This window comes from uncultured Nocardioides sp., assembly GCF_902805925.1.
In the GTDB taxonomy this organism is placed as follows: domain Bacteria; phylum Actinomycetota; class Actinomycetes; order Propionibacteriales; family Nocardioidaceae; genus Nocardioides.
This window is the reverse complement of record NZ_CADCUP010000038.1, coordinates 1-11,172: the sequence shown is the minus strand read 5'-3', so window position 1 is coordinate 11,172 and position 11,172 is coordinate 1. Positions and strand designations below refer to the sequence as shown.

Sequence of the window (11,172 nt, the reverse complement as noted above, 5' to 3'; positions counted from 1 at the left end):
CACCGGGGAGCATGGTGTCCTGCAAGGTGCGCACCAGGTCGACCACCTCGGCGTACTGCGTCTCGGCGCGAGCCGCACGGTCCTCCGCCGCGCGGCGGACGCGCACCCGCTCGGTGGCGTCCTTGATCTCGCACACCAGGCCGTCCACGAGGCCGTCGGCGTCGCGGAACGGCGCGATCGAGAAGTCGAGGAAGACCTCCACCACCTCGGGCGTGCCGCGCCCCACCTCGAACCTGAACTCGTGGTGCTCCAGCGGCTCCCCGGTCTCGTAGGCGCGCTCGTAGATCTCGTAGGCGCGCTGACCCGCGGCCTCGGGGAAGGCCTCCCGCAACGGCACTCCCATCAGCTGGTCCCGGGCGAAGCCCGCGCGCATGGCCGCGTTGGCGGCGGTGACCGTCAGCTCCGGGCCCTGCAGGACGATCGTCATCGAGGGCAGGTGCTCGAAGCCGGCGAGGGCGGCCCCCACGTCACCGAAGGCGTCCGGGGTCTCGTGCACGGGCTCTCCCAGCTGTCGTCCGAACGTCGATCCGTGCTCGGTGCCCCGGCACCGGCGGCCTCAAACGCTGCGCCCTCGACCGCAGGGCCGGGGAGCGCGCTGTCTCAGAGCACCCGGCGGAGCGCGTCGATCGCTCCCCGGAGGTAGGCCTCGACCACCTCGGCGTCGGCCGGCGAGAGCGACCGGTCCAGCGCGAGCAGGGCCGTGAACATCGGCATCAGGTGGCCGATCACCTCGGCGCGCCCGGAGTCGGTGATCAGCACCTCGGTACGCCGTCCGTCGGAGGCGTGCGGGCGGCGTACGACGTGCCCTCGGGAGACGAGCCGGTCGACGATGCCGGACGACGCGGCGGTCGTCACGCCGAGGTGCCGGGCGATGTCGGCCGGTCCCACCGGCGATCGGGTCAGCAGCTCCAGCGCGTCGAGCTCGCTCTCGCTGAGCCCCGCACGCCGGGCGATGGTCGGCCCCACGTGGGCCGAGAGCTGGAGCAGCTCGCGCAGCGCCGTCAGCGTGGGCGTGCGCAGCGCCTCCTCGGGGGAGGAACCGGCTTGCGCCTCGGCGGAACCTGTAGGATCATTCATCAACTTAGCAATCTAGTTAGTAACCAACTGACAGACACCTAGAGTAACCGGAGCCCGCAGCCATGGACAGTACGCCGACCAGGAACCGCCGCCTCACGATCTGGCTCGTGCTCGCGGTGGCCGTCGCCGGGGCGTTCGCGGCGCTCGCCCTCATCGGCGAGGCGACCCTGGAGCCCCAGCCGACCGACGCGCTGCCGGTGGATGCCGACAGCACGGTGGTGACGCAGCTCCAGGCCCAGCTGCCGCAGGGGGACAGCTCGGCGGCGGTGCTGCTCTTCACCTCCGACGACGGGCTCCCTGCCGACGGGCTCCGGTCGCTGCAGGCGCTCGCCGACGAGGTGGGTGTGCAGGGCGAGCTGGTCCCGAGCCAGGACGGCACCGCGGCGTTCGGCCTGGTCACCATCGAGGAGCAGGGCGCCACCGCCGTGGCCGACCGCGTCGGCTCGATCCGCGACGCCCTCGCCGAGGGGGTCCCCGACGGGGTCAGCGCCGAGGTGACCGGGCCGGCGGCCATCGAGGCCGACCTCGCCGCGGTCTTCGACGGCGCCGACGTCAGCCTGCTGCTGGCCACCGCCACCGTCGTGGCGCTCCTGCTGCTCATCACCTACCGCAGCCCGCTCCTGTGGCTGGTCCCGCTCACGGTGGTCGGCGTGGCCGACCGCGTCGCCGCTGCCATGGCCACCCAGACGCTCGCGCTGGTCGACATCGCGTGGGACGAGTCGACCGTCGGCATCCTCTCGGTGCTCGTCTTCGGCGCCGGCACCGACTACGCGCTGCTGCTCATCTCCCGCTACCGCGACGAGCTCAAGCAGCACGCCGACCGCTTCCACGCCATGCGGCGCGCCTGGCGCGGCACGGCGGAGGCCGTCGTCTCCAGCTCCACGACCGTGGTCGTGGCGCTGCTGACGCTGCTGCTGTCCTCCTTCCCGACCACCCGCGGCCTCGGCGTGGCCTGCGCCGTCGGCGTCGTGATCGCCGCCGTCGCCGCGCTCGTCGTCCTGCCCTGCGCACTGCTGGTCTTCGGCCGCTGGATCTTCTGGCCGCTGGTGCCCCGGGTCGGCCAGCCGACGCTGGTGGAGTCCCGCTCGGTGTGGCGTCGGGTCGGCAACGCCGTCGACCGCCGGCCGACCGGCGCCGTCCTGGGCGCGCTGGTGGTCCTGGCGCTGCTGGCGGTCGGCGTCACCCAGATCTCGACCGGGCTGCGCCAGGCCGACCAGTTCCTGGAGAAGCCGGAGTCGATCGCGGCCGGCGAGCGGCTCGCCGAGTCGTTCCCGGCCGGCTACACCGACCCCACCGTGGTGCTCACCCGGGCCGACGCGGCGCAGGTGCAGCAGGTCGTCGAGGGCGTCGACGGGGTGGAGTCCGTGCGCCCCGGCGCCGAGGGCGACGGGCTGGCCCAGCTCGACGTCGTCCTCTCCTCCGCCGCCGGGAGCGCAGAGTCCGGGGCGACCATCGAGCGGCTGCGCGACGCCACCGGCGGGCTCGGCGAGACCTGGGTCGGCGGCACGGAGGCCGCGGAGATGGACGCCGCCGACGCCAGCGCCCGCGACCGGCTCGTCGTCATCCCGCTGATCCTCGCGCTCGTGGTGCTGGTGCTCGTCGGGCTGCTGCGCTCCGTGGTGGCGCCGCTGATCCTGGTCGGCACGGTCGTCGCGACGTACTTCGCCAGCCTGGGCGCCTCGTGGTGGCTGTTCACCCAGGTGTTCGGCTTCGACCGGCTCGACGTGGGCGTGCCGCTGCTGGCGTTCCTGTTCCTCGTGGCGCTCGGCGTCGACTACAACATCTTCCTGGTCACCCGGGCCGCGGAGGAGGCGGGGGAGCACGGCACCCGCCAGGGCATGCTCCGCGCGCTGACGGCGACGGGTGGTGTGATCACCAGTGCGGGCATCCTGCTGGCGGCGGTCTTCGCCGTCCTCGGGGTGCTGCCGTTGGTCGTGCTGGCCCAGCTCGGCGTGGTCATCTGCGTGGGCGTCCTGCTCGACACGCTGCTGGTCCGCACGGTGCTCGTCCCGGCCATCGCGGTGCGCATGGGCGACCGCTTCTGGTGGCCCCGGCAGCTGGACCGCCGTGGCAGGATCGGGGCATGAGCGACGTCAACGTGCGCAACAACCCCGAGCAGCACCGCTACGAGGCCGTGGTCGAGGACGAGGTGGCCGGCTTCGCCGCCTACGAGCTCGCCGAGGGCCGCATCACCTTCACCCACACCGTGGTCGAGGACCGGTTCGAGGGCCAGGGCGTGGGGAGCGCGCTGGCGAGGTCGGCTCTCGACGAGGTGCGTGCCGACGGCACCCGCGCCGTCCGGCCCCAGTGCTCCTTCATCAAGGGGTGGATCGACAAGCACCCCGACTACGCCGACCTGGTGACCTAGTCCGGTAGCACACCACGGGCCTCAGGGGCGTTCGAGCTCCGCCAGCAGGCCGCTCACCGCGACCTCGTCGCTGGCCGTGCCGGTGTGCGGCGCGGCGAACCACGCGGCGTACTGGTCGACCTCGTCGAGCCGCCACTCCAGGTCGAACAGCTCGACCATCGGGGGGTGCGGGTCGACCAGGTCGGCGCGGCCGGCATCGACGAACCCACGCAGGTCGCGCTCGCGTGGCGCCACCTTGAGCGACTCCCAGTCGACGAGCACGGCGCGGCCGTCGGGCAGCCGCACCTGGTTGCGGGTGTGCGGCTCGCCGTGCGTCGGCACCCAGCGGCGCGTGCGCGCCTCCTCGGCGAGGCGGTGGTAGTCACGGGTCCACCGGGCGACGTCGTCGAGGTGGCGGAGCAGCGCCTCGCGGGCGGTCGGGCCGTGGGGGCCGGTGTCCCACGGCACGGCGAGCCGATCGCGCAGCCGGTCGGCGAGGTCGGCGGGGACCAGGGGCCTCCACACCGGTGTCCCGGCGGGGGCAGCCGCCTCGTGCAGCCGCCCGAGCACCACCGCGTCGCCCTCCAGGTCGGTGAGGGGGCCGTCGCCGACCGCCGGGCCGGGCAGCCACGGCGTCGCGCTGAGCGCGCCCGCGCCGAACGCCACGACGTACGGCACGAGGGGTGCGACGACGAAGTCGAGGCGCTCGGCCAGCGCCGCGGCCGAGGAGTACGCCGCCCGCAGGCCGGCCAGGTCGTGCCGCGCGCCGAGGGAGTCGAGGGTGACGAAGAGCGCCGGGCCGCCCGGGCCGTCGGCGCGCCAGTGGTGTGCACCGAAGCCGACCGGCAGGTGCGTCACCGCCACGGCTCCGGGGAGCCAGTGCCGCCTCACCGCGGCCAGGACGTCGGCGGGGGCGACACCGACCGGTGCCTCCCTCATGCCGGGGCGTGCCCGAGAGTCCGCATGGCGCGAACTGTAGTGCCGGCCGCGGGCCCTGTCGCCGCGATCTCCGCGCTGGCCGCGTGGGGTCTCCCGACGCCCGGAAGCGCATGACATGCTGCCTTGCATGAGGCCGCAGGTCGTGGCGCATCGGGGCGCGAGCCACGACAACCCCGAGCACACCCTCGGTGCCTACCTGCGTGCGCTCGAGGTCGGCGCGGACGCCCTCGAGTGCGACGTCAGGCTCACCGCCGACGGCCACCTGATCTGCGTGCACGACCGCGACCTGCGGCGCACGGCGGCGAGCAAGGGCGTCGTCTCCACGATGCGCCTCGCCGACCTCGACGAGCTCGACTTCGCCTCGTGGAAGAACCCCTTCGCCGACTTCGACGACGAGGCGCCCGACCGCGACGAGCGCCTCGACAAGGTGCTCACCCTGCGCACGCTGCTCGAGACCGTGGCCGACTTCGACCGGCGCGTGGAGGTGGCGATCGAGACCAAGCACCCGGTGCGGTACGGCGGCCTCGTCGAGCGGCGGCTCGTGGAGATGCTGCGCGACTTCGGCTGGGACCGCGCCGGCTCGCCCGCGCGGGTGATGAGCTTCTCCTACCGCGCCCTGCAGCGCACCCGCCGGCTCGCGCCCGGGATGGACGTCGTGATGCTCATCGACAAGAGCCACCACTGGCCGGCGCTCAAGCCCGTGGTGGGCGACGACTGGATCCTGGGGCCGGGCATGGGCGCGCTGCGGGAGAACCCGTCCTTCGCGGCCAGGATGGCCAGGAACAAGCGGCCGGTGCACGTGTGGACCGTCAACACCGCCGACGACCTGCGCCTGTGCCAGGACCTCGGGGTGCGAGCCGTCATCAGCGACCGCCCGGCCTACATGCTGGAGCTGCTCGACAGATAGGTTCGCCCGCATGGCGAAGAAGTCCCGCACCCGCTCCCAACCCACCGCGACCGCTCCCGGCGAGGTCGGCCCCCGCCAGCCGTGCCCGTGCGGGTCCGGCAAGCGCTACAAGGCCTGCCACGGCTCGGCCGACGGCGCCGCCGCGGCGTACGTCCGCCGGCCGTTCCAGGGCATGCCCGGCGAGTGCGACGTCATCGCGCTGCGCGAGCTGGTGCCGGCCGCGACCGCGCCGCTCACGCTGAGGGACGGAGGTCGCACCGTCCGGCTCGCCAGCCTGCTGCCGATGGCCGCCCCCGCGATGGTGCGCGCGTCCGGCGAGGTGTGGCTCGGCCTCCAGGTCCAGCACCAGTACGGCGACCCGGCCCGCGACCTCGCGGCGGTGCTCGAGAAGGCGCTGGGCACCCAGGAGCCCGGCATCGTCGGCCTCACCTCGGCCCCGGGCGAGGGGCCGCGCCTGCAGGACCTCCTCGCCGACCAGTCGCTCGAGGTGACCGTGCACGACGGCTTCGGCTACTGGATCGACGACGTGGACGACCCTGACTCCGCCATGCAGGCCGCCCTGGAGCAGGCCAACGGCGCCGCGTCCCCGACCGCGCGGCTGCGCGGCGTCGAGGCGGCGTACTGGACCGACGTCAGCACCAAGGAGCACCTGCGCTGGGTCATGCCGCACCCCGAGGACGCCCTGCTCGACGCCCTCGCCCGCCTGCACGCGGCCGGCCAGGACCGTCTCGTCGAGGACTCCCGGCTGGTCGGCATGTTCCGTGCCCACGGGCTGCTCACCCCGGTGTGGGACCTGCCGCTCGGCACGGGCGCCGAGGCGCTCGAGGAGCCGGCGGCGGCGTTCGGCGCGGCGCTGGACGACGCCCTCGCCGACAGCTCGGACCTCACCACCGAGCAGCGCTCGGCGCGCGCCGGGCTCGCGAACCGTCAGGTGACGCTCCGCTGAGCGGACGCCGCGTCGGCTCGAGGCGAGATTTGTGGTGCGGATCTCCGGCGTGCCGGTTGCCCGGGCCGGGGTCGCGGCGTAGGTTTTCGGCAAGGCCCGGTCGTTGTTGTTTCCCCCGTCAACAGCGGCCGGGCTCTTTCATGCCTGCTGCGCGGACCATGCCCTTATCATCGTCAGATGACGATGACAAAGACGGGTGGCGCTGACGCCGGGGTGCGGCCCACCGACGGATTGACCGCTGCCGCATGCCTGTTCCACGGCTTCGCCGACCCGTCCCGCATCGCCATCCTGCGGCACCTCGCCCTCGGCGAGCACCGGGTCGTGGACCTCACCGCACACCTCGGCCTCGCCCAGTCGACCGTGTCGAAGCACCTGCAGTGTCTCCGGGACTGCGGGCTGGTCGCCGCCCGCCCAGAAGGCCGGGCAACCGTCTACTCGCTGAACCACGCCGAAGCGCTGATGGACCTGTGGGTAGCAGCCGAACGGCTCCTCGAAGCGACCGGCGACGCCGTAGCCCTGTGCCCCAGCTACGGCACCGCCACCCTCGAGAACCTCTGATGACCACCAACCACACTCACGCTTCGACCTTGACCGTCGAAGACCGGGCAAGGCTCGGCAAGCGAGCACAGCTCCTCGCCGGAACGTCGGTCGCCTACAACGCCATCGAAGCCGTCATCGCCATCACTGCCGGACTCGTCGCCGGGTCGGTGGCGCTCATCGGCTTCGGGCTCGACTCCATCGTCGAGGTGTCGTCAGGGCTCATCATCTTGTGGCAGTTCCGCCACCCTCTCCCTGAGACGCGAGAGAAGCAGGCGCTGCGACTGATGGCGCTCTCGTTCTTCGCGTTGGCGGCCTACGTCACGTTCGAGTCCGTCCGAGCGTTGCTCAGTGACCACAACCCAGACGCCTCACCCGTCGGCATCGGGTTGGCGGCAGCGTCGCTGGCCATCATGCCGTTCCTGTCCTGGGCGCAACGCCGTACCGGCAGGGCGCTCGGCTCCAACGCCGTCGTCGCCGACTCGACCCAGACCCTTCTCTGCACCTACCTGTCCGCTGTCCTGCTGGTAGGCCTCGTTCTCAACGCCACCCTCGGATGGTCGTGGGCCGACCCCATCGTCGGGCTCATCATCGCTGCCGTCGCGGTCAAGGAGGGCCGCGAAGCATGGCGCGGGGAAAGCTGCTGCGGCCCCATCGGCGCGACCGGCCACGGACACGAGGACAGCGACGAGGCGTGCGGGTGCTCCGACGGCGGGTGCTCCGATGGTTGCTGCACACCCAAGGGCGGCGGCTCGACCCCCGTGAACGACGTTGAGGTGTTCCAGATCGGTGGCCTCGGAGGTGGGGAGCAGTGATCGTCGCGGCGCTCGTCCTCCACGCGCTCCACCTTGCGGTCGGGGTGGCGGCAACGGTACTCACCCAGACTGAGATGGGCACCAGCTGGCGCATCGGCGTCGACGACACCGAACGCACCGACGTCCCAGCCTGACCTCGCACCTTCCTCAGGAAGCGAACATGAGCACCCAGGCGCCAAGCGGTCTGTCGCCATCATCGGCGCTTCTGCCCTCGTCCTCATCGGCCTCCTCGCCTTGCAGGCGTTCTCGGACGAACCGGAGGAGCCGGTCGCGGCCGGCGAGTCCCAGCTGATCCGCTCCGACAGCCACACATCTTGGGCGAGAAGGCCGACACCGAGGTGACGTTCGTGGAGTTCCTCGACTTCGAGTGCGAAAGCTGCCTCGCCGCCTATCCGGCGGTGGAGGAGCTCCGCAGGGAGTACGAGGGGCGGGGTGACGTTCGTTGCCCGCTACTTCCCGATGCCGGGCCACTTCGACGCCGAACGTGCCGCCCGCGCGGTGGAGGCCGCTGCCCAGCAGGGCGCCCGGCCTCGACATGGACCAGTCGAGGCCGACTACGACGACCCCGCCACCCTCGACCGGATCACCAAGGACGTCGAGGACGGGCAAGCCCTCGGCGTCCAAGGGACCCCCACCTTCTTCGTCAACGGCGAACAGCTGCAGCCCCGCTCCTCCGAACCGACGCATGGTCGTATGGGCAGTCGTCATGCCAACGTTCTGGTACGTCACCCTGACCAACCTCACCCCAGGGCCACCTCGGCGCATCACTGCGCGACAGCGCCGTCACACAGTCGATGGCGCGCAACCACGCCGTCATCTCACCGTCGCCTACCTGGCCGTCGTCGCTCTCATCACGCACAGGTTCTGGGACTACTGGAGCACGCTGGTCGGCTGAATCTCCCGAGCGAGCTCCAGCCCCCCGCGGCGCTACCGGACACAGCCGCTTCCGGAGCAGGTGGCGAAGGCGGTGAGCCGGTTCGGCCCGGGCTTGGAGCGCCGGCAGCCACCGCTGGTTCTGACTGGTGATGGTGGTGTCACTGGTTGCTGGAACGTTCGTACAACGGGCGTTGTACGAACGTTCCAGCAACGGGGCGGACCCCTAGCGGTGGACCCGCGTCACCCAGTAGTCGGTCGTCGCAGTCGGCTCGGTCCCGAAACGGGCGTTCGGCAGGTAGAGCGACCGACCGAAGCGGGCCACGGTCGTCGGCACGTCGAAGTCGTCGGAGCTGATGGTGCGCCGCAGGGTGCCGGACGTGCCACTCCGGTCGAGCCGGATCACGGCCACCGTGTTGAGGCGGTTCTGCACGACGTACAGCGTGCGGCCGCGGCGCAGCAGCCCGTCGCCGTTGGTGACCGCGTACCCGCCGAGGTCGACCTTCCTCGCCACGCCGGTGAACGGGCCGACCCGGTAGAGCGCGCCCTCGGTGGAGTTGACGACGATCAGCCTGCGCCCGCGGGGCGTGGTCTCGATGCCGTTGGCGCCGAAGCCCGCCGGCTGCACCCACGCGCCGGTGAGCGGGACGACGGTGAAGTCGTCGGCGGGGGCACCCCTGCGGCCCAGCGCGACCCGGTAGAGAACCGGCTTCGAGGAGTCGGTGAAGTAGGCGTGGCGCCTGGTCAGCACCACGTCGTTGACGAAGCTGCCCTCGGCGCTGAACGTCCAGTCGGCCACCACCGCACCTGTGCGGGTGTTCACCACCTTGGCGGTACCCGAGTCGCCACCTGCCGCGAAGAGCCGGCCACGCCGGTCGAGGGCGAGTCCGGCGGCCGGCGAGCCGTCGCCCTCGCTGATCACGCGGCCGCGGCCCGTACGCAGCGACGCCTGGTAGATGTCGCCGTCGGCCAGCGAGCCGAGGTACGCCGTCGGGCCGCCCCCGATGGCGATGCCCTCGGGCTGGAAGCCGTCGGGCAGCTCGATGCGGCTCGGGAAGGGCTTGGTCGGCTTCGGCCGGGCCTCGCCCGCGGTGGCCGTCGGCACGAGCAGGGCGCCGGCGAGCACGCCGGTCAGCAGTGCGGGGAGCAGGGTGGTGGCGAGTCGCCGGTTGGTCGTACGGAGCATCGGTGCTACCTCCTGGGAGAGCGGACCTCGAACGTACTCCCGCAACCCCACCTGCGGTCAGGGGTCACTGACCCCGCCACGGCTGCGCAGGAGCCCCCCGTCCCAGACGCCATTGTGGTGCGTGGGCCTCTCAGGTCGTCGGCAGCGGCGCGCGAGAGATCGGGCAGCTCATGCAGCGCGGACCACCACGTCCCGACCCGAGCTCCGAGCCGGCGATGCGCACGACCTCGATGCCGGCGTGCTCGAGGCGGTCGTTGGTCTCGTCGTTGCGCTCGTAGGCCACGGCCACCCGCGGCGCCAGCGCGAGCGTGTTGTTGCCGTCGTCCCACTGCTCGCGCTCGGCGGTCACCGGGTCGAGGCCGGTGTCGATCTGGTGCAGCGTGTCGATCTCCATCGCCTTGGCGGCGGCCACCAGGAACGGCTCCCCGCCGGCCACGAGCAGCTCGCCCGGCGCGCCCTGCGTGACGGCGTACGCCTGGAGGGAGTCGGCGACGTTCGGGTACATCACGATCTTGTCGCTGTCGACCATCGTGCACACGGTGTCGAGGTGCATCGTGGCGCGCTCCTGCGCGATCGGCACGGCGAGCACGGTGTGCGCCAGGCCGGCCTCGAAGACACCCCGTGCCAGGCGCTCGGCGCCGGCCGGCGTGGTGCGCTCGCCGACGCCGACGGCGATCACGCCGGGACCCAGCAGCAGCACGTCGCCGCCCTCGACGCTCTCGTGGTGCCAGCCGTGGATCGAGGGGGTGCCGGCGAAGCGCGGGTGCTCGGTGTAGATCAGCTCGGTCAGCTGGGTCTCGCGGCGGCGGGCCGGCATCGCGAGGCTGGTGATCGCCACCCGCTCGCCGATCCAGACGCTGGAGTCGCGGGTGAAGAGCAGGTTGGGCAGCGGGTCGATGAGGAAGTCGTCGTCGGCGAGGAGGCTGGTGACCAGGCCGTGACCGCCGCGGACCTCGTCGTTGCGCAGACCCGCGGTCAGCACGTGGGCGAGCTCCTCGGGGGAGAGCTCGTGCATGAACCCGAGGAGGTACTGCGCCATGGTGTCGCCGAGGTGCAGCGTGTTGGTCACGCCCCCGATCGCCACGTCGCGGGCGTGCTCGCCGGCGAGCGTCTCGATGAGCAGGTCCGTCAGGTAGAGCACCTCGACCCCACGGTCCCGCAGCGCCTGCGCGAAGGCGTCGTGCTCGTCCTGCGCGCGGCTGACCCACGGGATGCCGTCGAAGAGCAGCTTGTCGTTGTTGCGAGGTGTCAGCCGCTTGAGCTCGGGTCCGGGGCGGTGGAGCATGACCGTCTGCAGCACGCCGACCTCGCTGTCGGCACCGTGGGGGTGGACCATGCGCCGGAGCCTAGTTGCCGCGCTCCGGCGGGGGCCACTCGGCGCCTGCGTGCGAACGTGCCCGCCACTCCTCGGCGAGCACGGCGTACTCGAAGGAGTCGGTCCACTCGCCCTTGGACCAGAAGTCGCGGATCTTGTGCGCCTCGCGCCGCATGCCCAGCCGCTCGCACAGCGCGGCCGAGCGGTGGTTGCGGGCGTCGAGGAGCGCG

The 11,172-nt window shown here is 72.4% G+C and carries 14 protein-coding genes; 8 read left to right on the top strand and 6 right to left on the bottom strand.

All coding sequences use genetic code 11. The annotated features are described in order from the left end of the window. Both QZX64_RS02600 and QZX64_RS02595 read right to left on the bottom strand, forming a co-directional pair. On the bottom strand, nt 1–496 hold a 496-nt coding region (locus QZX64_RS02600), incomplete at its 3' end, for a PAS domain-containing protein (RefSeq protein WP_295656713.1). A gap of 104 nt (nt 497–600) precedes the next feature. After that, on the bottom strand, nt 601–1,077 hold the full coding sequence (locus QZX64_RS02595) for a MarR family winged helix-turn-helix transcriptional regulator (RefSeq protein WP_295656711.1): 477 nt from the start codon (nt 1,075–1,077) through the stop codon (nt 601–603). Between the two features lie 62 nt (nt 1,078–1,139). On the opposite strand from QZX64_RS02595, the gene QZX64_RS02590 reads away from it, so the two are divergent. Together QZX64_RS02590 and QZX64_RS02585 are read left to right on the top strand one after the other, a co-directional pair. Beyond that, a complete protein-coding gene (locus QZX64_RS02590) occupies nt 1,140–3,164 on the top strand; it encodes an MMPL family transporter (protein WP_295656709.1) in 2,025 nt (674 codons plus the stop codon). Further along, nucleotides 3,161–3,445, top strand: coding sequence for a GNAT family N-acetyltransferase (locus QZX64_RS02585; protein WP_295656707.1), 285 nt, complete (start codon nt 3,161–3,163; stop codon nt 3,443–3,445). Before QZX64_RS02590 ends, QZX64_RS02585 begins: the two co-directional genes overlap by 4 nt. A 21-nt stretch (nt 3,446–3,466) precedes the next feature. Here QZX64_RS02585 and QZX64_RS02580 read toward each other — a convergent pair whose 3' ends face one another. Continuing rightward, nucleotides 3,467–4,363, bottom strand: a complete 897-nt coding sequence (locus QZX64_RS02580) for a phosphotransferase family protein (protein ID WP_295656706.1) — start codon at nt 4,361–4,363, stop codon at nt 3,467–3,469. A gap of 127 nt (nt 4,364–4,490) precedes the next feature. On the opposite strand from QZX64_RS02580, the gene QZX64_RS02575 reads away from it, so the two are divergent. The 6 genes from QZX64_RS02575 to QZX64_RS02550 all read left to right on the top strand — a co-directional run bounded on the left by QZX64_RS02575 (nt 4,491) and on the right by QZX64_RS02550 (nt 8,594). Further along, on the top strand, nt 4,491–5,270 hold the full coding sequence (locus tag QZX64_RS02575) for a glycerophosphodiester phosphodiesterase family protein (RefSeq protein ID WP_295656704.1): 780 nt from the start codon (nt 4,491–4,493) through the stop codon (nt 5,268–5,270). 10 nt (nt 5,271–5,280) lie between these two features. After that, the gene (locus QZX64_RS02570) at nt 5,281–6,216 is read left to right on the top strand and encodes a DUF5926 family protein (protein ID WP_295656702.1); all 936 of its coding nucleotides are present in this window, start codon (nt 5,281–5,283) and stop codon (nt 6,214–6,216) included. Nucleotides 6,217–6,393: 177 nt separating this feature from the next. Further along, nucleotides 6,394–6,774: a metalloregulator ArsR/SmtB family transcription factor gene (locus QZX64_RS02565; RefSeq protein WP_295656701.1), complete on the top strand. Its 381-nt coding sequence runs from the start codon at nt 6,394–6,396 to the stop codon at nt 6,772–6,774. Beyond that, complete coding sequence (locus QZX64_RS02560) at nt 6,774–7,568, top strand: cation diffusion facilitator family transporter (RefSeq protein WP_295656700.1); 795 nt, start codon at nt 6,774–6,776, stop codon at nt 7,566–7,568. The genes QZX64_RS02565 and QZX64_RS02560 overlap by 1 nt, the downstream gene beginning before the upstream one ends. Then, nucleotides 7,565–7,702, top strand: coding sequence for a hypothetical protein (locus QZX64_RS02555; RefSeq protein ID WP_295656698.1), 138 nt, complete (start codon nt 7,565–7,567; stop codon nt 7,700–7,702). The genes QZX64_RS02560 and QZX64_RS02555 overlap by 4 nt, the downstream gene beginning before the upstream one ends. A 325-nt stretch (nt 7,703–8,027) precedes the next feature. Then, nucleotides 8,028–8,594 (top strand): thioredoxin domain-containing protein, encoded by a 567-nt coding sequence (locus tag QZX64_RS02550; protein ID WP_295656715.1) that lies wholly within the window; start codon nt 8,028–8,030, stop codon nt 8,592–8,594. Nucleotides 8,595–8,667: 73 nt separating this feature from the next. On the opposite strand, the gene QZX64_RS02545 is transcribed toward QZX64_RS02550, so the two are convergent. The 3 genes from QZX64_RS02545 to QZX64_RS02535 all read right to left on the bottom strand — a co-directional run. Further along, nucleotides 8,668–9,627 carry a superoxide dismutase gene (locus QZX64_RS02545; RefSeq protein ID WP_295656696.1) on the bottom strand — a complete coding sequence of 320 codons (960 nt, stop codon included), beginning with the start codon at nt 9,625–9,627 and terminating at the stop codon, nt 8,668–8,670. A 130-nt stretch (nt 9,628–9,757) separates the two neighbouring features. Further along, entirely contained in the window at nt 9,758–10,963 is a 1,206-nt protein-coding gene (locus QZX64_RS02540) for an arginine deiminase (protein WP_295656695.1), read from the bottom strand. A gap of 10 nt (nt 10,964–10,973) precedes the next feature. Then, on the bottom strand, nt 10,974–11,172 hold a 199-nt coding region (locus QZX64_RS02535; RefSeq protein ID WP_295656694.1), incomplete at its 5' end, for a GNAT family N-acetyltransferase.